The organism is Burkholderia theae, assembly GCF_048565265.1.
Lineage (GTDB): Bacteria > Pseudomonadota > Gammaproteobacteria > Burkholderiales > Burkholderiaceae > Burkholderia > Burkholderia theae.
The window spans coordinates 915,891-939,566 of the sequence record NZ_CP183462.1; the positions used below are offsets into that span (position 1 = coordinate 915,891).

Below are 23,676 nucleotides of genomic sequence, written 5' to 3' on the forward strand. Positions count from 1 at the left end.
TTCGATCGCGCCTGACGTCAGCGCGTCACGAACGCCACGGCGTCGTCCGGCGCCATGCGCGCATGCTTGCGCTGGCGCAGCAGCGCGACACGGCAATTCTCGCGCGCGGTTTCGCGGCCGTCGTCGTCGAGCAGCACGAGATCGCCGCGCATCACGTTGAGCGTGATCACGTCCTCGCCCGGCGCGCCGAGCGTTTCCGGCGTATGCACCGAGCCGGCCGGTTCGAGCACCGTCGAGCCGGCGTGCGCGACCCAGTCGTATTCGCGGTAGCGCCACGCGCCCTGCAGCGTATGGACGAACACCTCGCCGTCGTGGCGGTGGCGCGGCAGCGTGCCGCCGGCCGGCATCTTCAGCAGCGCGGTCAGCGTGTCCTCGGCCGCGTTGATATGCAGGTACTTGATCGCCAGCCCCGGCAGGTCGGCGCTCATCGGTAGCCACGGCAGCGCGTCGCCGGGCAGGCACGAGATCGGCGGCAGGTCGGTGGCGAGCGGGGCGGAAGGCTGCGTCATGGCGGGCGGTAGTGCGGAAATGGGGAGCCCGCATTATCGCAGAGCCGGATCGCGCGGCCGAACGCGACATTTCGCGTTCGTCTCCGATTCTCGAGCCGCTGCAGACGCGTATCGGTTGCGTGTCGATATATACAGTCAAACTGTACAGTTTGACTGTATATGGACTATCATCGCGTCATGAACACGCCATCCTCGTCCCCCGAAACGCTCCCCCTGGCCGGTCTCGCCGGCGAACTCCGCATCTCGGTCGGCAAGCTGATACGGCGGATGCGGGAGCAGACCCGCCCGAATGACCTCACGTCTTCCCAGAGATCGGTGTTGCTGCGACTCGACCGCGACGGTCCCGCGACCGTGTCGGCGCTTGCCCGCGCCGAAAGCGTGCGCCCGCAGTCGATGCGCGTGACGGTGGCGGCGCTGGAAACGATGGGCGCCGTCAGCGGTGCGCCCGATCCGACCGACGGCCGGCAGACGCTGATCGCGCTCACGCCCGGTTTCCGCAAGGTGCTGCAGGCCAACCGCGCGGCCAAGGACGACTGGCTGTTCCGCGCGCTGCACGCGCAGTTGTCGGCGCGGGAACAGGCCGAACTCGCGTCGGCGGTGAAGCTGTTGCAGCGGCTCGCGGAATTCCAGGAAGCGGCGCGCCCGTAACCCCATCGACCCGCCCGGCGGGAGGAAAGCCAGAACATGAACCTGCTGCATCTCGTGTCGTACTTCTTCGGCGGCGCGTTCCTCGCGAACGCCGTGCCGCATCTCGTCAGCGGGCTGCGCGGCGAGGCGTTCCAGACGCCGTTCGCGAATCCGCCCGGCCGCGGGCTGTCGTCGTCCACCGTCAATGTCGTGTGGGGCATGGTCAATCTCGTGATCGGCTATGCGCTGGTCCGCCGGGTCGGCGAGTTCGACCTGAACGCGACGGCCGACGCGGCCGCGCTCGGCCTGGGCATGCTTGCGCTCGGCCTGTTCCTGGCACGACGCTTCGGCGCGCTGCACGGCGGCAACGATCCGGAACGGGAGCGGCCATGAGCGTGCCGGCGGCAGGCGTGTTCCGTTCGCTTCGGAGTTTCAACTATCGCGTGTGGGCGATCGGCGCGCTGGTATCGAACATCGGCACGTGGATCCAGCGCACCGCGCAGGACTGGCTCGTGCTCACGCAGCTCACGCATCACGACGCATCGGCGGTCGGTACGGTGATGGCGCTGCAGTTCGGGCCGCAGCTCCTGCTGTTACCGTGGACCGGCTATGCGGCCGACCGCTTCGACCAGCGCAAGCTGCTGATGGTGACGCAGGGGCTGATGGGTGTGCTGGCGCTGGTGCTCGGCGCGCTGACGGTCACCGGTGTCGTGCAGCTCGAGCATGTGTACATCTTCGCGTTCCTGTTCGGTTGCGCAGCGGCGTTCGACGCGCCCGTGCGGCAGACCTTCGTCGCGGAACTGGTCGGCGACCGCGAGCTGGCGAACGCGGTCGCGCTCAATTCGACGTCGTTCAACGCGGCGCGGATGATCGGCCCGGCGGCGGCAGGGTTCCTGATCGCGTCGATCGGTACCGGCTGGGCGTTCCTCGCCAACGGGCTAAGCTTTTTCGCGGTGCTGGCGTCGCTGTCGCTGCTCCGGGAGGACGAACTGCGCGCGAATGTGCGGGCGGGCCGCGCGCGCAGCGGGCTGCTCGACGGGTTCCGTTATGTGTGGCGACGCGACGACCTGAAGGCGATCCTCGTGATGCTGTTCCTGATCGGCACGTTCGGGCTCAATTTCCAGCTGTTCATCTCGACGATGGCGGCCAGCGTGTTCCACGTCGATGCGCGCGGCTTCGGCGTCCTGTCGTCGATGATGGCGGTCGGCACCGTGACGGGCGCGCTGCTCGCGGCGCGCCGCGAACAACCGCGGTTCCGGCATCTGTGGTTCGGCGCGGCGCTGTTCGGGCTCGGCTGCACGCTCGCCGCGCTGGCGCCGAGCTACTGGCTGTTCGCCGCCGCGCTCGTGCTGACCGGGATCGCCGCGATCACCTTCATGAACTCGACCAACAGCCTGATGCAGCTATCCACCGAGCCGGCGATGCGCGGCCGCGTGATGGCGCTGCGCCTCGCGGTCGCGCTCGGCGGCACGCCGATCGGCGCGCCGGTGGCGGGCTGGGTCGCGAACCATCTCGGCCCGCGCTGGGCGCTCGGCGTCGGCGCGGCGTCCGGCTTTGCGGCTGCGCTCGTCGCGACGCATTTCGTGAAGCGCAGCCGGGCCAGGCTGCGCGCAGGCGGCGCGGCCGACCAGGGCGAACGCGCGTGATGTAACAGGGCGGGGGCGCACCCGGCCCAGCCCGTTTCATATTCGAGGTCGGCGCGCGTACGCAGGGCCAGCCGATCGTCCAGCCGAGTGTTCCGCTTGCGAGATGCAAAAAGGCGCACCGCAGGGAACCAGATTCCCCGCGTGCGCCGCCTACGCCGCCGGCCGAGCCGCCGCATGCGCGGCTTCCAGGCACGACTGGAACAGCAGCGCGGCCCGCGACGGCCGCGGCGAACGCCGCAGCAGGCTCACGAACCGGCACCGGTAATTGAACCGGTGCGGCGCGATCGGCTGCATCAGCCCCTTGGTTTCGAAACTTTCCGCGTAATGGTCGGGCAGGAAGCCGAGATAACGACCGGACAGGATCAGCGTCGCGATCGACTCCTGGTCCGACGCGGTCGCGCTGCGCGTGAGCTTCGCGCGATGGCTCAGTTCCATGTTCGGCGAATGGAAACCGAGCCCCGCGAACGCGTGGTTGCGGATCGTCGTCCACGTGAGCTTGCCGTGCGGCGCGTCGTAGAGCGGATGCTGGCGGCCGCAGTACAGCAGCATCCGTTCGTCGAACAGTTCCGAATACACGAGGCTGCCCGAATTGCGGTGCGCGGGAATGATCCCGACCTGGTAGCTGCCGTCGATGATCCCGCGCTCGACCTCGTTGATCGACGCGACGTGCAGGTTCAGCGTGACATCCGGCGCCTCGTCGGCGAACTGGCGGATCGCGTCGCCGAGGCGCGCGTTCTCGTTGGTGGCCGTCTTGTCGAACACCGCGATGTGCAGTTCTCCGCCCATCCGGTCGTGAATGCCGTCGATCCTGCTGCGAAATGCCTCCATCGACGCGAGCAGTCGCAACGTCTCCTCGTACACCGTCTGCCCCTCGGGCGTCAGCGTGAAGCCCGCGCGGCCGCGCCGGCACAGCACGAGGCCGAGGCGCGTCTCCAGATCCTTCACGTGCCGGCTGATCGTCGAGATGCCGATATTCAGTTCCAGTTCGGCCGCCGCCATCCCGCCGCACTGCACGACGCCCTTGAAGACCCGCAGCAGGCGGAGATCCATGTCGCTGAGCTGCCCGAGCAGCGCGCGGCTCTTCGGTTGCTTTGATTGCATAATTGCGCAAGTGAACATTGATATTGCGATATTGAAGAGACTAATTGGCCTCCCGACAATGCGCAACATCATCACAAGAAGGAGGGGCGCGCCGCGCCGACCGACATGACCGACATCACCACCGCCGCGCAGCAGGACGACACGACCATCCGCACCGACGCCGCATGGCTCGACGCGCACTGGATGCCGTTCACGGCCAACCGCCAGTTCAAGGCCGACCCGCGCATGATCGTGTCGGGTCAGGGCGCGTATTACACGGATGGCGAAGGCCGCAAGATCTTCGACGGCCTGTCGGGCCTCTGGTGCACGGGCCTCGGTCACGGCCGCACGGAAATCGTCGAAGCCGTGAGCCGCCAGGTCGCGCAGCTCGACTACGCGCCGGCGTTCCAGTTCGGTCATCCGAAGTCGTTCGAGCTCGCGAACAAGATCAAGGACCTGACGCCGGCCGGCCTCGACTACGTGTTCTTCACGGGTTCGGGTTCGGAAGCGGCCGACACGTCGCTGAAGCTGGCCCGCGCCTACTGGCGCGCGAAGGGCAAGGGCACGAAGACGCGCCTGATCGGCCGCGAGAAGGGCTACCACGGCGTGAACTTCGGCGGCATCTCGGTCGGCGGCATCGGGCCGAACCGCAAGCTGTTCGGCCAGGGCCTCGACGCCGATTTCCTGCCGCACACGCAGCTCGCCGAAAACAAGTTCTCGCGCGGGATGCCCGAGCACGGCGCCGAGCTGGCCGACCGCCTGCTCGAGCTGATCGCGCTGCACGATGCATCGAACATCGCGGCCGTGATCGTCGAGCCGTTCTCCGGCTCGGCCGGCGTGGTCGTGCCGCCGAAGGGTTATCTGAAGCGCCTGCGCGACATCTGTACCGCGCACGACATCCTGCTGATCTTCGACGAAGTCATCACGGGCTTCGGCCGTGCCGGCGCGATGACGGGCGCCGACGCGTTCGGCGTGACGCCGGACATCATGAACTTCGCGAAGCAGGTGACGAACGGCGTGCAGCCGCTCGGCGGCGTGATCGCGACCAAGGAAATCTACGACACGTTCATGGCGGCAGGCGGCCCCGAGTACATGCTCGAGTTCCCGCACGGCTACACGTATTCGGCGCATCCGGTCGCGTGCGCGGCCGGCGTCGCGGCGCTCGACCTGCTGGTGAAGGAAGACGCGGTGGGCCGCGTGCGCGAGCTCGCGCCGCATTTCGAGGCGGACGTGCATGGCCTGAAAGGCCAGCGTCACATCACGGACATCCGCAACTACGGCCTCGCGGCCGGCCTGACGATCGCGGCGCTGCCGGGCGAACCGGCGCGGCGCCCGTACGAGATCGCGATGCGCTGCTGGGCGAAGGGCTTCTACGTGCGCTACGGCGGCGACACGATCCAGCTCGCGCCGCCGTTCATCGCCGAGAAGCGCGAGATCGACAACCTGATCAACGCGCTGTCCGACGCACTGAACGAAGTGGACTGAGCCGCGGCTCGCCCCAAGCGACAACCGAATTCACGAAAGAGCCTGAACGATGAAACACGACAGCAATGTGACTTCCACCCTCGGCCACCTGATCGACGGCAAGCGCGTCGACGGTGGCAGCCGCGTCCAGCCGGTGTTCGACCCGGCCACCGGCGAATCGGACAAGAGCGTCGCGCTCGCCGACAAGCTGACCGTCGAAGCCGCGATCGCGTCCGCGCAGGCCGCGTTCCCGGCGTGGCGCAACACGCCGCCGCTGAAGCGCGCACGCGTGATGAGCCGCTTCAAGACGCTGCTCGAGGAGCACGCCGACGAGCTGTGCGCGCTGATCACGGCCGAGCACGGCAAGGTGCTCGCCGATGCGATGGGCGAACTGCAGCGCGGGATCGAGAACGTCGAATACGCGACCTACGTACCCGAGCTGCTGAAGGGCGAGCACAGCAAGAACGTCGGCCCCGCGATCGATTCGTGGAGCGAATTCCAGGCGCTCGGCGTCGTGGCCGGCATCACGCCGTTCAACTTCCCGGTGATGGTGCCGCTGTGGATGTGGCCGATGGCGGTCGCGTGCGGCAACACGTTCGTGCTGAAGCCGTCCGAGCGCACGCCGTCGTCGACGCTGCGCATGGCCGAACTCGCGGTCGAGGCCGGCCTGCCGCCGGGCGTGCTGAACGTCGTGAACGGCGACAAGGAAGCGGTCGACACGATCCTGACCGATTCGCGCGTGAAGGCCGTGAGCTTCGTCGGCTCGACGCCGATCGCCGAATACATCTACTCGACCGGTTGCGCGCACGGCAAGCGCGTGCAGGCGCTCGGCGGTGCGAAGAACTTCGCGGTCGTGATGCCGGACGCCGACATCGGCAACGCGGTGAACGCGCTGATGGGCGCCGCATACGGATCGTGCGGCGAGCGCTGCATGGCGATTCCGCTGGTCGTCGCGATCGGCGACGAGACGGGCGACAAGGTCGTCGCGGGCCTGAAGGCCGAGATCGAGAAGATGAAGGTCGGCCCCGGCAACGGCGCGGGCGTCGACATGGGCCCGCTCGTCACGCAGCAGCATTTCGAGAAGGTGACGGGTTTCGTCGAGGCGGGTGTGGCGGCGGGCGCGACGCTCGTCGTCGATGGCCGCGGCGTGAAGGTCGACGGCCACGACGGCGGTTACTACCTCGGCCCGTGCCTGTTCGACAACGTGAAGCCCGGCATGCCGATCTATCAGCACGAGATCTTCGGGCCCGTGCTCGGCGTGATCCGGCTGAAGTCGCTCGACGAGGCGATGGCGCTGATCGACGCGCACGAATACGGCAACGGCACGTGCCTGTTCACGCGCGACGGCGAGGCCGCGCGTTACTTCAGCGACAACATCCAGATCGGCATGGTCGGCATCAACGTGCCGCTGCCGGTGCCGGTCGCGTACCACTCGTTCGGCGGCTGGAAGCGTTCGCTGTTCGGCGACCTGCACGCGTACGGCCCGGACGCCGTGCGCTTCTACACGAAGCGCAAGACGATCACGCAGCGCTGGCCGTCGGCCGGCGTGCGCGAAGGGACGGTGTTCAGCTTCCCGTCGAACCGCTGACGCGTATTTCGGCTGCAACACGGCTGGCGTAAAGGTGCAAAGGCCCGCCCCGATCGACGATCCGGGCGGGCTTTTTTACGTCCGCGCCGATTGCGCGGAAGTCGGCGGAACAGCGCTTACGGCGTGGCCACGTGCCACATGTCCTTGAAGTTGTCGCCGTTGCGGTCGCCCTGTTTCATGTCCTTCGAGAAGAAGTACAGCGGCTTGCCCTTGTACGCCCATTGCGGGCTGCCGTCGTCGCGCTTGACGATCGTGTAGGGCCCGGCCGGAACGTCGGTCGCGCTGGCCTTGTACGGCGGCCAGAACGATTCGCACTGGCCCGAGCAGGCGCTGGTGCCGGCGTTGGCCTTGTCCTTGTCGAATACGTAGACGGTCATTCCGTTCGCGGCGACGAGCGCGCCGTTTTCGACTTTCGTGATTGAACCTTGGGCCGAGGCTGAAGCAGATGCAATGACAAGCAGGGCGGAACTGACGAACAACACGGCTTTCATGTGTGCCTCCTGGTAGTCCGGTGGGCGGCCGCGGTCGCGCGCACGGGCGAGCGTGCGCCAGGATCGCGATGAATGGTGCCGGAACGCGGTGCCGTCGCCGCCGGCGCGAGCGACGCAGGGTCGGATGGCGGCAAACGGGGCGCTACCTTCACGATAGGCGGTTTTTTGCAGGGCTGCGAGTAGAACGGGGTGCGTATCGGCCGGGTGCAGGTGTCGCGCAACGGCGCAGCGAAGGCCGTCGCGATTCCGGATTCGGCATCTGTCCCCGAGCCCGGCCGGCGCGCAGATCAACGCGTCAGCGCCGCGCGCGATTGGTCAGCGCGACGCCCGCGATCACGAGTGCGCCGCCGGCCAGCATCGACGGCGACAGCGGTTCGCCGAGCAGCGCGACCGACAGCAGCACGCCGAACACCGGCACCAGATTGGTGAACACGGCGGCGCGGGCCGGCCCGAGTTCGCGAATTCCCTGCGAGTACCAGACGAACGCGACCACCGTGCCGATGGCGCCGAGGTAGATCATCGACGCGACGGCCTGCCACGTCAGCGGCGTGCCGCTGCTCGCGTGCGAGCCGAACAGGTGCGCGACGAGAAGCAATCCAAGCCCCCACAGCGCCGCATACGTCGTGGCCGTCAGCGGCGACAGCCCGTCGAGCGCGCGCCGGCCGATCACGGTATAGGCGGCCCAGCTCAATACCGCGCACAGCATGTAGCGTTCGCCGGCGCCGAACGTGTTGCCGAGATCGGTCAGCACGCGCAGCAATTCGCCGCGGCTGATCACGATCAGCGCGCCGAACAGCGCGACGGCGATGCCGGCCCAGCGCGACAGCGACAGGCGTTCGCGCACGACGACCGACAGCAGCACGGCGGTGGCGACCGGATTCAGCGCGACGAACAGCGCGGTGCGACCGGCCGGCATCCGCGCGAGCGCCGCGAAAAAGCACACGTTGTACAGGAAGATGCCGGTCGCGCCGAGTCCGAAGGTCGTGATGATCTGGCGGCCGTTCAGCTTCGGCAGCCCGCCTTCGATCTTCCACGTCAGCACGACTAGCAGCAGCGCGGCGATCGCGAAGCGGCCGGTGGCCGCCGAGGTCGCGGACATCGTGGCAGCCAGGATCCGGCCCGCGATGAACGTGCCGCCCCAGAACAGCGCGACGAGCGTGAGCTTCAAGTAGATGGCCGCATTCGGTCGGGTGGCGACGATGCCGGCGGGTGGGGCGGGAGTGTTCATGTGACGGGTTTTCTCGAAAGGCGCCTGCGGCAACGCGTGCGCGACCGCGCGCAGCTGACGATGCCGGACCGCGCGCTGGCTGGCCTGCAGGCTGATTCAGGGGATAGGTGGTCGGGTGCCGGTGCGGCGCCGTCAGCGAAACGCGGGCGCGGACGCGAGCGCCGTCAGCACGACCGGCATCGCGAGCGCTGCCGCGATCGTCTGGAACGCGGTGATGCCGGCCATCAGCGGTGCGTCACCGCCGAGCTGGCGCGCCATGATGTACGACGCCGACGACGTCGGCAGCGCCTGGAACAGCAGCGCGACCGTCAGTGCCGCATCGCCGAGCCCGAACATGCGGCCGGCCGCGAGCGTGATGAGCGGCATCGCCAGGAACTTGAATGCCGACGCGACACAGACCGGCTGCAGCCACGCGCGGGCCGCATCGAATTTCAGCGCGGCGCCCACGCACAGCAGGCCGAGCGGCATCGATGCGGTGCCGAGCGCGCGCACGGCCGGCTCGACGGCAGCCGGGAACGCGACGCCGCCGGCCTGCATCGCGATCCCGAGCGCGCATGCGACGACCAGCGGATTCGACAGGATCTGACGCGCGAGCGCCGCCGCACCGAGTCGCGTGTCGCCGTAGCGCGCGAAGACCAGCACGCACATCAGGTTGACGGTCGGGACGATCGCCGCGACGCACACGGCCGCGAGCGCGATGCCTTGCGCGCCGAACAGCCCGGCCGCCAGCGCGGTGCCGACATAGTTGTTGAAGCGCACGGCGCCCTGGAACACCGACGTGAAGCCGGCGCCGTCGACCCGGACGAACCGGCGGACCAGCAGAAGAAGCGCCGCGGCGAGCGCGGTCGAACCGACCAGCGCTGCCGCGAGCGGTAAAACGGGCAACGATTGCAGTCGCGCGTTCGCGAGGCCGTCCGCGAACAGCGCGGGCAGCAGCACGTAGTAGCAAAGCCGCTCGGCCTGCGGCCAGAACGCTTCGGCGATGAAGCCCGTGCGGCGCAGGCCGTGGCCGAACGCGACCAGCAGCGCGACCGGCGCCAGCGCGAGCAGGATCGGGCCGATCATTGGCGCACCTTCACGCGGGCCGGGCGGAACGCGCGGAGCGGACGGCAGGCGGTGTGGCGAATCGAGGCGGGAATCCATCCGGCGGGCAACATGGCGACACGCAATCGAAAGAGTGACGATGCCGCCAAGTTAACACGCGCAAGCAACAGGAATAATTGTTAATTATCGGGTGTTCAATGAGAAATTCTCATCGATGACGCGGTGACTTCGGCGGCCAGTGCACGCGCGAAACGCTCGGCCGGACGCGACTGATGTTCGAGCAGCACGACCGCGCGCCCCATCTGCGGCTGGCCGAACGGCAAGCGCGTGACGGGTGGCAGGCGTGCGAGCGTCGCGTCCGGGAGCGCGACGATCGCCGCGCCGAGCCCGCGCGCCACCATGCGCGCGATCGTTTCCGCGCTGTCCAGCACCATCTCTTCGCGTACGCGCACGCCGATGCGGCGCAGTTCGGCGGCGATCATGCGGCCGGCCCAGGCCTGCGCGTCGAAGCGGATGAACGGCAGCGCGTCGAGCAGCGTGCCCGTGTCGCGTTCCGCATATTCGGGCGGTGCCAGCAGCCAGAAGCGATCCTCGTACAGCGTGGTCCATGTCAGTTCGGCCGGATGCGGGCGCACGGGGCGCGTCGTGATCGCCGCATCGAGTTCGCCGGCTGCGACGCGGTTCGCCAGCTCGGCCGACATGCCGGCCGACACGTGCACGCGCAGCGACGGATGCGCGTCACGCAACGCGAGCAGCGCGTCGGGCAGCGGGCCGGACAGCGCGGTCTGGATCGCGCCGATCCGCAGGCGGCCGACGAGCTTCTTCTCGTCGCTCAACGCATCGGGAATCCGGTCGACCATCGCGAGCACCTGCTCGGCCTGCGCGAGCAGGATGTTGCCGGCCTCGGTCAGCACCGGCTGCCGGCGCGAACGGTCGAACAACTGCACGTTGTATTCGTTTTCGAGCGTCTTGATCTGCAGGCTCACCGCCGATTGCGTGAGCCCGATGGCTTCGCCGGCGCGCGCGAAGGTCCGGTATCGGGCGATCGCGACCAGCGTTCTGAATGCGCGTAGTGACATGGGCGAAGTGACGTGGGAAGCCGGATGGGCAACGAACGGCAGGCAGGCGGATGGTTCGCGCCCATCATGCCCGCGCGGGTCGAAACGGGCAACCGGGGTGAGTAATGCAAGTAACGGCGGGGCAGGTTCAGCGAGACGGCAGGCGCAGTGCCGATCCGCGTTCGCTTCGACTATCGATGAAGGTCAGGACGACGCTTCGGAACCCGGCCGCCGCCGTGTCACACCCACAGCCGATACATCCAGAACGATTCGTCGTCGATGAAGCGTTGCGTGAATTCGCTCGGCGAGAAGCCCGTGATGCGCTTGACCTCACGGCTCAGGTGCGCCTGGTCGGCGAATCCTTCGTCCAGCGCCAGCGTGGCCCAGTTGAACGCGGTGCCGGCTTCGAACCGGTCGCGTGCCGCGAAAAACGCACTTTCGGTCCTGACGAGCGCCTGCCATTCGCGCAGCGATCGGCCGCTGTAGGTCTTGATGCGCCGTTCGACCTGACGCGGGCTGTGCGTGCCGCGCCATTCGCGCGCCTGCAGCGCGAGGCGCTCGACCCAGCTGCGGCCCGCGTTGCGCAGCGACGACAGCGGCGTCGCGGGCCGCAGCGCTTGCCAGCGCGGCGCGAGATGGCGATCGATCGCAGCCAGCACGTCGGTGTCGCGATCCGCGCCGATCAGCGCATCGAGCAGCGGGTGCCAGTCGTGGCCGAGGCACACATGCGCGTCGACAACGCGGTCGTGGATGTCCGGCAGCGCGATGCCGAACAGCGTCCGCGCCGCATCGGCGGTGAAACAGATCATGCCGATCAGCCCGCCCGTCGGCGCCCACGCAACGGTGGGAGCCGAATGGCTGCCCGACAGCGTCGCCGCCGCGCCGAACGGGCGCCATTGCGGGCCGTCGGCCGTGCGTTCGACGAAGCCGGCGTCGAGATCGCGGTACCACGATACGCAGACGAGCGGCGTGGCCGGAAAGTGCGAGAGCCGCTGCGTGTCGCTCAATGCGAAGCCGCGCGTGTCGTACAGGACGATCGCGACCACCGCGCCCTGCAGCGCGGCCGGTGCGGGATGCAGCCGCGCATGCGGCGACCGCCCGCCGCTCGCGACACGGGGCGCGCGCGCAAGCGGATCGGGGCATGACAGCGGGATCGATGGCGGTCCGGAGAACATGACGCCGGAGTATAGGGACCGGCAAGATGCGTGTCGATGTCGTTTGCGTTCAAGACCGCCGGCTCGCCGCTGTGGACAATCCGTCGCATGAACACACGAACCTCTTCCCAATGTCCATTCCATGCGGGCACCGCTGCGCCGGCGCCCGTGCTTCACCCGCCCGGCGTATGGCCGCCGGGGCCGCACGCCGGCCTGACGGGGTGGGGGCTGCTGCGTGCGATGTCGCGCGACCTGATCGGCACGCTGGCCGGCTGGCAGCGTGCGTACGGCGACGTCGTGCACTTGCGCGTGTGGCCCGAGCACGCCGTGGTCGTGACCGATCCGGCGCTCGTGCGCGAACTGCTGGTCACGCATCACGACGCGCTCGGGCGCTGGGAGCGGGCCATCCGCGTATTCGGGCAGGTGCACGGCCACAGCGTGCTGGTCGCCGAGGGCGATGCGTGGCGCGACAAGCGGCATGCGCTGCAACCGAACTTCATGCCGAAGCCGGTTCAGGCGTTCGTTCCGGCGATCGCGGCGACGGCCGGTCATGCACTCGCGCAGTGGCCCGCACGCGATCCGGACTGGCCGATCGAAAGCGCGCTGACGTCGCTGGCGATGGACGTGATCATGCGCACGATGTTCTCCGAAACGATCGGCGACGATGCGCGTGCGGCCGAGGAGGCGGTGCGCGTGGTGAGCGCGGCGGCCAATGCGGCGTTCTACGTGCCGGCAAGCGCGCCGGACTGGGTGCCGTGGAAGCGCGCCAAGGTGCGGGCGATGGCGGTGCTGAACGAACTGATCGACCGGCAACTGCATGCGCGCCTCGACCGGCCCGAGCATACGTGGCCCGACGATCTGCTGTCGCGCCTGTTGCGGCTGCATCGGACGGATGCGCGGAAATGGCCGCTGCAGGCCGTGCACGACGAATGCGTGACCGCGTTCCTGGCCGGCCACGAGACGACGGCCGGCGCGCTGACCTGGTGGGCATGGTGCATGGCCACGAACCCGGCGATGCAGGCCGCCGCGCGCGACGAGGTGTCCCGCGTGCTGGGCGGTCGTGCGCCATCCGCCGAGACGCGCGCTTCGTTGCGCTACCTGACGCAGACGCTCGACGAAACGCTGCGGCTGTATCCGTCCGCGCCGATCCTGATCAGCCGGCGCGCCGCGCGGCCGATCACGCTGGGCGCATGGCAGTTTCCCGCGCGCACGCTGTTCATGCTGCCGCTGCAACTGATGCAGCGCGATCCGCGATGGTTTCCGGAGCCCGATGCGTTTCGTCCGGAGCGCTTCGCCGACGATGCGCCGGCACTGCCGCGCGGTGCGTACATGCCGTTCGGCACCGGCCCGCGCGTGTGCCTCGGGCAGCATCTGGCGATGACGGAGATGACGGTTGTGGCCGCAATGATCCTGCAGCGTTATGTGTTGTCGGTGCCGCCCGGCATGACGCCGCCGCGCGAGGTGCTGAACGTGACGCTGCGGCCGGAGCGGGCGTTGCATCTGGCGATCGCGCCGACGGGGCTGACGGCCGATACGGTCTCCGCGTGATGGGGCATGAGCGGACGATTCGACCCGGCCTGCATCGCGCGGGCGATGGCCGTTCGCGCGACGCGGTGTCATCGAATCGTCGGAATGTGAATGCGTGCCGGCAACTGCTTGCGGCGCCACTGGCGCGGCGTCGCGCAGCACCTATGCTTGAAGGGCCCAAGCCGGGCGGAGCCCAAGGAGGATGGTCATGCGCATGCTTCTCAACATACGAATCCCTCACGAGCCGTTCAACACGCTGGTGCGCGACGGCAGCGTCGGCGACGTGATCTCGCGAATACTCGAAGCGGTCAAGCCGGAGGCTGTGTATTTCACGGAGCAGAACGGCGGGCGCGGGGCGGTCGTGATCGTCAATCTGGATGACCCGTCGCAGATCCCGGCGCTCGCGGAGCCGTGGTTCCTGATGTTGAATGCAGACTGCGAGTTCCGCGTGGTGATGCTGCCGGACGATCTCCGGAACGCCGGGCTCGCGCAACTTGGCACGAAGTGGCGGTAGCAGGGCGCTGCGCATGACCGTGCCCCTGCCCGAACACCGGGCGGGCGGCATGGCGCGGCGTTCGCGCGCCGGCTATGGCGCAGACTGTGACGGCTCGACGTTTGCCGCTTGCCTGTCTTTCGGCCGCAGCAGCAACAGCAGGCCGCTCAGCGCTGCCGCACCCACGAAAATGAAAAAACACCGTTCGTTCCACGCGGCCAGGCTGTCGGGCGCAACGCCGCCGGCACTCCCGGCCGCGGCACCGGCTTCCAGGAGGAACGTGAAGACCGCCGGCACCGGCGCGGAACCCAGGTAGGCGAGGAACGCGAACTGCAGCCGGCCGCGCGTCAGGATCGACCAGACATCTTTTCCCATCAGGCAGGCGACCAGCAGCAGCGGTGGCACGAGCACGATCGATGCGGCGCTGATGGCACACAAAAACAACCAGCCAAGTCCGACGAGCGGAATGAGCGACATGAATCGGGATTCCTGTTTCGGGGCAGTCTCGTTGTCGACGGAACACCCGTATGTGCTTCGACGGATGACCACGGCATGCGGCGATTCACGGATATTGCACGAATCCGCGCCCGCTGCCATCCGTCTTTATCGATGTGTCGATGCGCTCATCCCGCCGCGTCTTCCCCGAGCGCCTGGATGAATCGCGAAAACAGCTCGGGCTGTGACGAGATACCAAGCTTCGCGTAAAGATGCCGCCGGTGCACCTTCACCGTTTCCGGTGAAATCGCGAGCCGCTCCGCAATCGCCTTCGACGAATTGCCGCGCAGCACCATTCTCGCGATCGACATCTCGCGATCGGTCAGCACGCCCGCGCCGAAGCGTGCCAGCGCCTGCTCGACGCGCACACCGAGATCGGCGTCGGGCGTCACGCGCGCGGTGTCGCCCACCAGCCGCCAGTGCTGCCGGATGGTCGCGAGCACCCACGGCATCGCGGCCGTCAGCTTGCCGAGCGGCTCGACGTCGAAGCGCGCGGCCGCGCCAAGCGACAGCGACAGCAGCGTGTCGGGGTTCGGCCGCACCAGGATCTGGATCTCGTCGTCGCCGACCGCATCGCGGAAGTAGCTGAGGAAATACTCGCTCTGCCGGAACAGGTCGGGCGCGACTTCCTCGAGCCGGTAACAGCCGTCGGCGAGCCCGTCGTGCGCGGCCTGCAGGAACGGGTCGAGCAGATATAACCCGTTCAGGTAAAGCGGCACCGGCGATGCGGTGTCGGTGCCGCCCGTGTCGTATTCGTCGAGCACGACCGGCACGCCGTCGCGGCCGACCGCGGTCGCGAGCGCATTGTCGAACGGCGCCATTTCATTGAGCAGCAGCACCAGGAACCGCCAGAAACGCGGTTGGCCGAGATGATCGATTGCACGGCCAAGCGCCTGGTGCATCGCGATTTCGGAAAAGAGACGATCCATACCACCACCGGAAAGGCGTAACACGAAGGGGGAATAGCGGTCCTGAAATTGGCTTCCTAGACTGCCACGCAATCAGTCGGGCCCGAGTATGGGCGTTCAAAAAAGTGCAGCACAGGAGAACGAAATGGCGATGATGTCGGAATCGACGGGCACGCTGCAAGCGGCGCCTGCAACGGAAGACGCGCCGCGCGCGCTGTCGCAGACGCTCAGCGTGCGCGATGCGGTGATGATCACCGTGTCGGGCGTGACGCCCGCAAGCTCGATCTTCGTGATCGCGCCGTTTGCGATCCAGCAGGCCGGCAGCGGCGCGGTGCTGTCGTTCCTGCTCGGCGGCGTGCTCGCGCTCGCGTTCGCACTCTGCTATGCGGAGCTCAGCGCCGCGCACCGCAGCGCGGGCGGTGAGTACGTGATGGCCAAGCGCGTGTTCGGCACGCTGCCGGGCTACCTGACCTTCATCACGGTGCTGTCCGTCAGCGTGTTCATCCCGGCCGTGCTCGCGAGCGGTGCCGCGCCTTACCTGAACAACGCGCTCGGCACGCACTTCAGCAACCAGTCGGTCGCGTTGACGATCGTGCTGCTCAGCTACCTGCTCGGCATGCTGAACATCAAGACCAACGCGTGGATCACCGGCGCGTTCCTCGTCGTGGAGATCGGCGTGCTGATGCTGATCGCGGGGCTCGGTTTCGGCGCGCTGCATCGCGGCGCCGACGTGTTGATCGCGCCGGTCGTCGCGAGCGGCAACGCGCTCGTCCCGGCGACGCTCGCAGCGATCGTGCCCGCGATCGGCACGGCGATCTTCTGCTACAACGGCTTCGGCTCCGCCGCCTATCTTGCCGAAGACCTGCGCGGCGGCAACCGCAACGTCGCGAAGGCCGTGATCTATTCGCTGCTCGTGATCCTCGTCGTCGAACTGGTGCCGCTCACCGCGATCGTGCTCGGTGCGCCTTCGCTGACCGAACTCACGAAGAGTGCCGACCCGATCGGTTATGTCGTGCGTTCGCTCAGCAACCCGGCCGTGTCGCGCGTGGTCAGCGCCGGGATCTTCCTGTCGGTGTTCAACGCGATCATCGCGATCGTGATCACGATGGGCCGCCTGCTGTACAGCAGCGGCCGGCACGCGCTCTGGTCGCGCACCTGCAACCGTGCATTCTCGACGATCCATCCGCGCCTGGAATCGCCGTGGCTCGCGACGATCGCGCTCGCGGTGCCGTCGGCGGGGCTCGTGTTCGTGTCGAGCCTGGACGAGCTGACTGCGTTCACGGTCGACCTGCTGCTGCTGATCTATCTGGTCGTCGGGCTGGCCGCGCTCGCGAGTCGGTTCGTGCGCCGCGACGTCGAACATCATTACCGGATGCCGCTGTGGCCCGTGACGCCGCTCGTCGCGGTGGCGGGCGCCGCGTACACGCTCTACACGACACTGGCGACGGCGACGAAGCCGACCGACCTGATCATCATCGCGGGGCTGCTGGTCGCCGCGCTCGTGATGTATGTCGTTTGGGCGCGTCACAGCGAAGCATTCCGCGCGCTCTGAACGAAGGATCGACACCGAGCAACACCGAAACACCGAACCATTGAAAGACTGGAGGAATTGCATCATGCGCACGAGGGATCTCGGCATCCGCATCGGACTCGGCACACCGGGCCGCTTCAACGCGATCACGGACGTACCGGGCGTGCGGGTCGGACATTGCACGCTGAACGTCGAGAACGGCGACGCATCGATTCGCACCGGCGTCACCGTCATCGAGCCGCGCGCGGGCGCCGCGCACGATTCGCCGTGCTTCGCGGGCGTGCACGTGCTGAACGGCAACGGCGACGCGACGGGGCTCGAATGGATTCGCGAGGCGGGCCTGCTGACGACGCCGATCGCCTATACGAACACGCACAGCGTCGGCGCGGTGCGCGACGCGCTCGTCGCGAACGAGCGTGAAGCGGCGGCCGGCCGCGTGTACTGGTGCATGCCGGTCGTGATGGAAACCTACGACGGGCTGCTGAACGACATCTGGGGGCAGCACGTGAACGCCGCGCACGTGCAGCGCGCGCTGGCCGCCGCGCAGTCGGGGCCGGTGGCCGAAGGCGGCGTGGGCGGTGGCACCGGCATGATCTGCCACGAGTTCAAGGGCGGCATCGGCACCGCGTCGCGCGTGGTCGCGGCCGACGCGGGCGGCTGGACCGTCGGCGCGCTCGTGCAGGCGAACTACGGCGTGCGCGAGATGCTGCGCGTGGCCGGCTACCCGGTCGGCGAAGTGCTGCGGCACGTGCATTCGCCATTCCGCGCGCCCGATGCGGCAGGCGAGGCCGGCATGGGTTCGATCGTCGTCACGATCGCGACCGATGCGCCGCTGCTGCCGCACCAGTGCACGCGTCTCGCGCAGCGTGCAAGCGTCGGGCTTGCGCGCGTCGGCGGCGGCACGGAGGATTCGAGCGGCGACATCTTCCTTGCGTTCGCAACGGGTAATGACGGCCTGCCAGCGGCGAACTACGGCAGCAAGGGCTCACCGACCACCGGCGTGAAGATGGTCAACAACGACCATATTTCCGCGCTGTTCGTCGCGGCGGCGGAAGCGGTGGAGGAAGCGATCGTGAATGCGCTGGTCGCGGGCGGCGACGTCGAGTCGCGCGGTGCGCGGGTCGAAGGGCTCGGGCCGGCGCGCTTGCTGGACGCGTTGCGGGAAGTGGGCTGGCGGCCGGGGCGCGGCGCCTGAAACGGCAAGCGCCGTTTCAAATGAAGCGGCGTGAGGCGGGGCGGCGATGCGGCGATCGACCGGCACGCCGCCCGCCCGCGGAGTCGATGCGGGCGATGCGGACCTGGCCGTGACGACGCGGCGTCATGCTCAGCTGCCGAAGTAGATGTTGCAGAAGCTGACGGGGCCGACACAGGCGTTCGGGTCTTCCTGCTTCGATTGCGCACGATCGACGCGGCCTGCAGCCTTGACGGCTTCGGCGCGGTTCGCCTGTTGCTGTGCGACGTCTTCCGGTGCCGGCTGCGCGTGGGCGACAGCAGCGGTGAGCGACAGGGCAACGAGGGCGAGGTGCAGCGGCTTCATTTTGGTTTCTCCTGGGTGGATGCCAGTCTCGCTGGCAGTGAGGAAACTATAGGCTCGCACTGCTTAAAGATTAATCACCGCGGCTGTAGAGCTTATTTCCAATCGGAACAAGGATCCCGTTGCGCACGCACCGATGTTCAGTGCCGGTGCCGGTTGAACGGCGCGTCCTTGTCCAGCAGCGCGCTGCGCATGAAGTGCAGGCAGCCGACGATCCGCTGCATGCTGCGGCGCGCGTCGGGCACCGCGTACCACGCCTGCAGCGTGTGCTGCGCCGCGCGGATCGCAAGATTCACCGACTTCAGCGTGCGCGCGTGATGGCCGGGCGTCGGATCGTCGAAGAAGCGCGGCAGTTCGTCCAGCACCGCATCGATCGAACCGGTCCAGCGCAGTGTCTGCGGCGGCTTCGATGCGCAGAACGCGTGCAGTTCGTCGCGCAGGTCGATGACCGCGTGGCCGACCTCGAGCGTCGACAGCATCCAGCGCAACGCGTCGCGATGCTGCCGCGTGCGCCGCACGAGCAGCATGCGCAACTGCGCCATCAGGTCGTGCGTGCTCGACTGGAAGCGTTGCGCGAGGCCGTCCGGCGCGCCTTCGCATGCAAGCGTGACCTGGCGGCGCAGGTCGTGCGCGATCCGGCCCGTGAGCCACGGCATGTGGGTGGGAAACACGACCGCGAACACGAGCGAGCACGCGAGCATCGCGACGACGATCGCCAGCCCGTTGTTGATCAGCACCTCGGGCGTATACGCGATTGCGTTGTCGGGGCCCGCGAGCAGGCAGAAGAACACCGCGAAGCCGATCCCGTAGCCGGACAGGCCCGGCCGCATCGCGAGAAACGCGCCAAGGCCGAGCACCGGCGCGAGTGTCGCGCACAGCAGCGGGAAGCCGTCGATGTTCGGATACACGTAGCACAGGAACAGGTAACCGACGGCGGTCGCGAATGCCGCGCCGACGCCCATCTGCGCGACGAACTTCGGTGCGCGCGGCGACGTCGAGCTGAGCGCGCACGCGATCGCGGTGGCGATCACCGCGAGCGAGCCGCTAGGCCACTCCGACGCGATCCAGAACGCGCTCATCGCACCGACGGCGACGACGGTGCGCAGGAACGCGAAGCCGACGAAGAACGAATTGGTCTTCACCGCGTAATGCGTGACCGAGCGTTCGAACGCGTGATCGTCCTGGTCGAGCGACGCGTAGGTGTCGGCGTAGCCGAGATATTCGCCAATGAAGCGGTACAGCAGTTCGATCGCGGTATCGAAATCGAGTAGCCCGCCGGCCGCATGGTCCTCGAGGTTCCGCCGCGACGCGCGCGCGGCCTTCGGCAGCGCGCTGTGAAAGCGGCGCAGGTCGAGCAGCGCGCCAGTGGCCGGCGCGTTGCCGCGCTGCCGCTCGTCGCGCAGCGCGGCGAACCGCAGCGCGAGCGCGTCGACGTGCGGCGCGAGCGCGACGAGCACCGCGTCCGAGCCATTCGCGCGCAGGCGCTTGACCAGCTGGTGCAGCGCATGCAGCCGTGTACATGCATTCATGAACTCGCTGTTCAGCCGCGCAAGCCGGCGGCTGCGCGCGCGGATATGTGGATCCTCGAACGACGCGAATGCGCGGTTGGCCTCGAAGCCGACGATATCGTCGACGAAATCGGCGAAGCGCCGCTCGAAATCGCCGCGTGCGACGTCGCCCGCGAGCGCGCCGGCCGTGAAGGCCGCGAACGTCGCATGGCGCGCGCTCAGCGAGCGCATCAGCGCCTTCGCGGAACTGAGCGGCAGAATCAGCGCGCTGACCGCGCCCGAGCATGCGATGCCCAGCGCGACTTCCGCGGCGCGCGTGAGCGCGGACTGAAACAGCGTCTGCGGCGTCATCACCGCCGGCAGGCCGATCAGCGCCGCCGTGTAGCCGGCGAGCACGAACCCGTACCAGCGGAAGTGGCGGTTGCGCACCGCGAGCGCGATGCAGCCGCCGATCCACAGCGTGAGGCCTGCCATGTACAGCTCGGGCTGCTGCGCGAACAGCCCGCCGAGCGCAAGCGCGGCGACGAGGCCGGCCGCCGTGCCGAGCACGCGGTAGAAGCTCTTCGCGAACACCATCCCCGACAGCGGTTGCATCAGCACGAACACGGTCGTCATCGCCGTGCGCGGCTGCGACATCTCGAGACGCATCGCGATGCCCATCGCCAGCAGCGCAGCAAGCACGGTTTTCGCGAGGTGCAGCCAGATCAGCCCGTCGCTGGCGGCCCAGTCGCGCGCCGCGTCGCCGAGCGGATCGAGCCATGTCCTCCATCGTGCCGGTTCGATGGAAGGTCGCTCGATCGCAGGTTGTGGCTTCATGAAAAGAGGGGGCCCGTACGTCGCCGGGCACGGTGCCGCGGCCTGTCCGAACGGGTCCGTTCGACTGGTGAGGCGCCGATTGTAGGAGTGCGGCGCCCGCGCATTAACGCAGTTGCGGGGAAACGATAGTTGCAGCCGGCGTAACAATCTGTCGCATCCCGTGGAGGAAAATAGCGGCTCCGCTACAGGTTGCTCACAGGAATGGATACGCTACAAAACATGCGGGTGTTTACGCGCGTCGTCGAGACGGGCAGCTTCACCGCCGCCGCGCAATCGCTGAATTCGACGACGGGCGCGATGTCGCGTGCGGTGTCGGAGCTCGAGGCGCGCCTGCGCACCCGTCTGATGAATCGCTCGACGCGCCGCCTCGCGCTCACGTCGGCCGGCGAAAGTTATCTGCGGCGCTGCCGCCAGATCCTCGCCGACGTCGACCGCGCGGAAGAAGAGGCAAGCTGCGCGCACGAGCGCCCGGCCGGCGTACTGCGCATGCACAGCTTCGCGAGTGTCGGTCATCACTATGTGTTGCCCGCGCTGACGCGCTATCACGCGCAGTTCCCGGACGTGTCGATCGAGCTGTCGCTGTCGCAGCGCATGCCCGATCTGTTCGACGGCACGAGCGACATGGCCGTCGTGACCGCGTCGTCGCTGCCCGATTCGGAACTCGTGTCGCACCTGCTCGGCTCGACGTTCAGCATCCTGTGTGCGTCGCCCGACTATCTGAAACGGCACGGCGTGCCGGCCCGTCCGCAGGATCTCGCCGCGCATGCGTGCCTGACGCTTAGCACGCCGGCGTTCCCGACGCACGAGTGGGTGCTCGAAGGGCCCGAAGGCGTCGAGCAGATCCATGTCGCCGGGCCGGTCCAGACCAATACGGCCGAATCGCTCGCACTCGCGATCCGCGACGGCATCGGGATCGGCATGCTGCCGCTGTACTCGGCGATCGACGCGCTGCACGACGGCACGCTCGTGCGCGTGCTGCCCGCGCATATCCTGCAGAAGATGAACGTGTATGCGCTGTATCCGTCGCGCCGCTTCGTCGACGCGAAGGTGCGGACCTGGGTCGAGATGCTGCGGGCGCAGGTGCCGGGGATGATCGCGCGCGACGTCGAGATGCTGAGCGCGATCGACCGCGAACCGCAGGCCGCCTGACGCACGTCGGCGCGTTGCCGGTTTCTTCTTTAGGTAACAGCGACTCGCGCCTCGCTCCCGGCACATCATTGATGCGGGCGGGGCGCTTCGTCACGTCATCAAAGCGCGGGCTTCGCCGCCGCGCCCGATTCGGTGGCCGGCTCGCCGGCCGGGCCGTAGGCGGCCTGCGCGGCTTTCTGCTCCGCGAGACGCTTCGTCTGAAGTCGTTCCTGTGCCGCCATGATGTCCTCCGGATAGTTGCCGACTTCACCGCGCGCCGGGTTGAAGCCCACCGACTCGAGATCGATCAGCTCCTGCAGCACCTGCGCGCGCGTGACGGGCGACTTCGCCGACTGGGCGAACGACAGGGCCGGTGCGGCAAGCAGGACGGCAGCGGCGGCGGTAACGACGAGCGATTTCACGAGGTTCTCCTGGGTACGGGGTAGGTGGCCGGGTCGACGCGCGATGCGTGACCCTGACCTTCGATGGCAGTCTACGCAGCGCCCGCGCGCGTAAAAACCCCGATTCCAGGCAGGCTGCCTTCCAGATGGAACAACATTGGCGCAACGACTGCGGTGAACGAACCCGCCTGCGAACGCGGGTTCATAGCCGACGGGCGACGCTGCGCCACGCGAATCAGAACCGCGTGCGCATGCCGATCGCGCCGACGATCTGGTTCGGTGTGCTCGACGCGCCACCCGACCCGTTGATGAACGCCTGATAGCCGCGTCCCGACGCATGCTGGTACATCGCCTCCGCGTACACGTCGGTGCGGCGCGACAGCTTGTACACGGCCTGCAGGTCGACCTGGTGCCACTTCGGATCGGTGCCGTGCTTGCTGTCGGGGTTCGACACGCTGGCGTCCGTGTACACGTAGGCCGCGCCGAGGCTGACCGCCGGCGTCACCGCATAGCGCACGTTCACGTCGTAGTTGTTGAACGCGATCTGGCCGCTCGAACCGAACGAACCCGTGTTGTCGTACTGCGAGCGCGTATAGACGAAGCCGACGGTCGCCGGGCCGAACACGTAGCTGATGCCGCCGCCGTACGTGCGCATGCGGTCCGAGCCGATCGACCAGCCGCCCTGGTTCACGCTCTTCGCCTCGGCCGAATCGGTCGCGCCGGGGCTGGCGCTCGTCGAGCCCTTCGTGCCGTTCATCTGCAGGTACGCGCCGGCCAGCTTCAACGGGCCGTTCGTGTAGCTCGCCGCGACGCTGTATGCGCGGTTGGCGCTGAAGTTCGTCGAGTTGGAGAACGCGTACATCGCGCCGGCCTTGAAGCCTGCGACCGTGTCGCTCGTGTACTTGACCGCGTTGTTGATGCGCAGCGAATGGTTCAGGTTGTCGTTGTCGAACGGATGCGCGAAGCCCGCATCGCCGAAGTCGCCGGCCGTCGCGGACAGCGGCGCGACGAAGTCGACCATTGTGTCGTACTGGCGGCCGAGCGTCAGCGTGCCGTAGCCATTGCCGCTCAGGCCGACATACGCATGGCGGCCGAACAGCTTGCCGTCCTGGCCGAGCGCGCCGTTGTTCGCGTTGAAGCCGTTCTCCAGCACGAACAGCGCCTTCACGCCGCCGCCGAGATCCTCGGTGCCGCGCAGGCCGAAGCGGCTGCCGTTGATCGTGCCGGTGCTCAGGCGCCACAGCGATGCGCCGCCCGCGTTGTTGGTGTATGCAATGCCCGCGTCGATCAGGCCGTACAGCGTGACCGAGCTTTGAGCGTGGGCGAGCGGGGTGAACAGCGCGGCGGTGCATGCGCCGGCGATGAAGGTTTTTTTCATGGAAAGGCTCCTGCGTGTGGGACCGGGGTCAAAAGTTCGGCGCAAGTATAGGAATGCACCGCGTGCTC

Annotated in this window: 23 protein-coding genes; 10 read left to right on the plus strand and 13 right to left on the minus strand. The window is 68.0% G+C overall.

Translation table 11 applies throughout. From position 1 onward, the window contains the following. Nucleotides 1-17: 17 nt before the first annotated feature. Entirely contained in the window at nt 18-509 is a 492-nt protein-coding gene (locus ACN22W_RS21585; RefSeq protein ID WP_419689338.1) for a 2,4'-dihydroxyacetophenone dioxygenase family protein, read from the minus strand. Nucleotides 510-668: 159 nt separating this feature from the next. Here ACN22W_RS21585 and ACN22W_RS21590 point away from each other — a divergent pair, with 159 nt between their 5' ends. From ACN22W_RS21590 to ACN22W_RS21600, 3 genes are read left to right on the plus strand one after another with little or no spacing between them, the layout of a single operon-like run. Continuing rightward, on the plus strand, nt 669-1,157 hold the full coding sequence (locus ACN22W_RS21590; protein WP_419689339.1) for a MarR family winged helix-turn-helix transcriptional regulator: 489 nt from the start codon (nt 669-671) through the stop codon (nt 1,155-1,157). Between the two features lie 36 nt (nt 1,158-1,193). Further along, complete coding sequence (locus ACN22W_RS21595; RefSeq protein WP_419689340.1) at nt 1,194-1,529, plus strand: hypothetical protein; 336 nt, start codon at nt 1,194-1,196, stop codon at nt 1,527-1,529. Further along, nucleotides 1,526-2,782 (plus strand): MFS transporter, encoded by a 1,257-nt coding sequence (locus ACN22W_RS21600; protein WP_419689341.1) that lies wholly within the window; start codon nt 1,526-1,528, stop codon nt 2,780-2,782. Before ACN22W_RS21595 ends, ACN22W_RS21600 begins: the two co-directional genes overlap by 4 nt. Nucleotides 2,783-2,932: 150 nt before the next feature. Here the strand turns inward: ACN22W_RS21600 and ACN22W_RS21605 are convergent, their stop codons facing one another. Further along, entirely contained in the window at nt 2,933-3,883 is a 951-nt protein-coding gene (locus tag ACN22W_RS21605; protein WP_419689342.1) for a LysR family transcriptional regulator, read from the minus strand. A gap of 105 nt (nt 3,884-3,988) precedes the next feature. On the opposite strand from ACN22W_RS21605, the gene ACN22W_RS21610 reads away from it, so the two are divergent. Next, nucleotides 3,989-5,347 carry an aspartate aminotransferase family protein gene (locus ACN22W_RS21610; RefSeq protein WP_419689343.1) on the plus strand — a complete coding sequence of 453 codons (1,359 nt, stop codon included), beginning with the start codon at nt 3,989-3,991 and terminating at the stop codon, nt 5,345-5,347. Between the two features lie 49 nt (nt 5,348-5,396). After that, entirely contained in the window at nt 5,397-6,914 is a 1,518-nt protein-coding gene (locus ACN22W_RS21615) for a CoA-acylating methylmalonate-semialdehyde dehydrogenase (protein WP_343493813.1), read from the plus strand. A gap of 116 nt (nt 6,915-7,030) precedes the next feature. Here the strand turns inward: ACN22W_RS21615 and ACN22W_RS21620 are convergent, their stop codons facing one another. From ACN22W_RS21620 to ACN22W_RS21640, 5 genes are all read right to left on the minus strand, one after another. Continuing rightward, complete coding sequence (locus ACN22W_RS21620) at nt 7,031-7,405, minus strand: hypothetical protein (protein WP_129514815.1); 375 nt, start codon at nt 7,403-7,405, stop codon at nt 7,031-7,033. A gap of 295 nt (nt 7,406-7,700) precedes the next feature. Then, nucleotides 7,701-8,633 carry a DMT family transporter gene (locus ACN22W_RS21625; RefSeq protein ID WP_419689344.1) on the minus strand — a complete coding sequence of 311 codons (933 nt, stop codon included), beginning with the start codon at nt 8,631-8,633 and terminating at the stop codon, nt 7,701-7,703. Nucleotides 8,634-8,765: 132 nt separating this feature from the next. Continuing rightward, nucleotides 8,766-9,698, minus strand: coding sequence for an AEC family transporter (locus ACN22W_RS21630; RefSeq protein WP_419689345.1), 933 nt, complete (start codon nt 9,696-9,698; stop codon nt 8,766-8,768). Nucleotides 9,699-9,871: 173 nt separating this feature from the next. Further along, a complete protein-coding gene (locus ACN22W_RS21635) occupies nt 9,872-10,756 on the minus strand; it encodes a LysR family transcriptional regulator (protein WP_419689346.1) in 885 nt (294 codons plus the stop codon). A gap of 218 nt (nt 10,757-10,974) precedes the next feature. After that, nucleotides 10,975-11,910 (minus strand): helix-turn-helix domain-containing protein, encoded by a 936-nt coding sequence (locus ACN22W_RS21640; protein WP_419689347.1) that lies wholly within the window; start codon nt 11,908-11,910, stop codon nt 10,975-10,977. Nucleotides 11,911-11,997: 87 nt separating this feature from the next. On the opposite strand from ACN22W_RS21640, the gene ACN22W_RS21645 reads away from it, so the two are divergent. Then, nucleotides 11,998-13,437, plus strand: a complete 1,440-nt coding sequence (locus ACN22W_RS21645) for a cytochrome P450 (RefSeq protein ID WP_419689348.1) — start codon at nt 11,998-12,000, stop codon at nt 13,435-13,437. Between the two features lie 187 nt (nt 13,438-13,624). After that, nucleotides 13,625-13,930 carry a panthothenate synthetase gene (locus ACN22W_RS21650; RefSeq protein WP_129514821.1) on the plus strand — a complete coding sequence of 102 codons (306 nt, stop codon included), beginning with the start codon at nt 13,625-13,627 and terminating at the stop codon, nt 13,928-13,930. 72 nt (nt 13,931-14,002) lie between these two features. Here the strand turns inward: ACN22W_RS21650 and ACN22W_RS21655 are convergent, their stop codons facing one another. Further along, the gene (locus tag ACN22W_RS21655) at nt 14,003-14,386 is read right to left on the minus strand and encodes a hypothetical protein (protein WP_419689349.1); all 384 of its coding nucleotides are present in this window, start codon (nt 14,384-14,386) and stop codon (nt 14,003-14,005) included. Nucleotides 14,387-14,532: 146 nt separating this feature from the next. Continuing rightward, nucleotides 14,533-15,333, minus strand: a complete 801-nt coding sequence (locus ACN22W_RS21660) for a helix-turn-helix transcriptional regulator (protein WP_419689350.1) — start codon at nt 15,331-15,333, stop codon at nt 14,533-14,535. A gap of 124 nt (nt 15,334-15,457) precedes the next feature. On the opposite strand from ACN22W_RS21660, the gene ACN22W_RS21665 reads away from it, so the two are divergent. After that, nucleotides 15,458-16,864: an APC family permease gene (locus ACN22W_RS21665; RefSeq protein ID WP_129514824.1), complete on the plus strand. Its 1,407-nt coding sequence runs from the start codon at nt 15,458-15,460 to the stop codon at nt 16,862-16,864. 64 nt (nt 16,865-16,928) lie between these two features. After that, complete coding sequence (locus ACN22W_RS21670; protein WP_419689351.1) at nt 16,929-18,038, plus strand: P1 family peptidase; 1,110 nt, start codon at nt 16,929-16,931, stop codon at nt 18,036-18,038. Nucleotides 18,039-18,167: 129 nt separating this feature from the next. Here ACN22W_RS21670 and ACN22W_RS21675 read toward each other — a convergent pair whose 3' ends face one another. Both ACN22W_RS21675 and ACN22W_RS21680 read right to left on the minus strand, forming a co-directional pair. Further along, the gene (locus tag ACN22W_RS21675) at nt 18,168-18,380 is read right to left on the minus strand and encodes a hypothetical protein (RefSeq protein ID WP_419689352.1); all 213 of its coding nucleotides are present in this window, start codon (nt 18,378-18,380) and stop codon (nt 18,168-18,170) included. Nucleotides 18,381-18,517: 137 nt separating this feature from the next. After that, entirely contained in the window at nt 18,518-20,701 is a 2,184-nt protein-coding gene (locus tag ACN22W_RS21680) for an FUSC family protein (RefSeq protein WP_419689353.1), read from the minus strand. Nucleotides 20,702-20,902: 201 nt separating this feature from the next. Between ACN22W_RS21680 and ACN22W_RS21685 the strand changes: the two genes are divergently transcribed. Beyond that, a complete protein-coding gene (locus ACN22W_RS21685; RefSeq protein WP_419689354.1) occupies nt 20,903-21,850 on the plus strand; it encodes a LysR family transcriptional regulator in 948 nt (315 codons plus the stop codon). Nucleotides 21,851-21,948: 98 nt separating this feature from the next. Here the strand turns inward: ACN22W_RS21685 and ACN22W_RS21690 are convergent, their stop codons facing one another. Together ACN22W_RS21690 and ACN22W_RS21695 are read right to left on the minus strand one after the other, a co-directional pair. Continuing rightward, nucleotides 21,949-22,251 carry a DUF4148 domain-containing protein gene (locus ACN22W_RS21690; RefSeq protein ID WP_343493824.1) on the minus strand — a complete coding sequence of 101 codons (303 nt, stop codon included), beginning with the start codon at nt 22,249-22,251 and terminating at the stop codon, nt 21,949-21,951. A 214-nt stretch (nt 22,252-22,465) separates the two neighbouring features. Further along, the gene (locus tag ACN22W_RS21695) at nt 22,466-23,608 is read right to left on the minus strand and encodes a porin (protein WP_419689355.1); all 1,143 of its coding nucleotides are present in this window, start codon (nt 23,606-23,608) and stop codon (nt 22,466-22,468) included. Between the last annotated feature and the right edge of the window lie 68 nt (nt 23,609-23,676).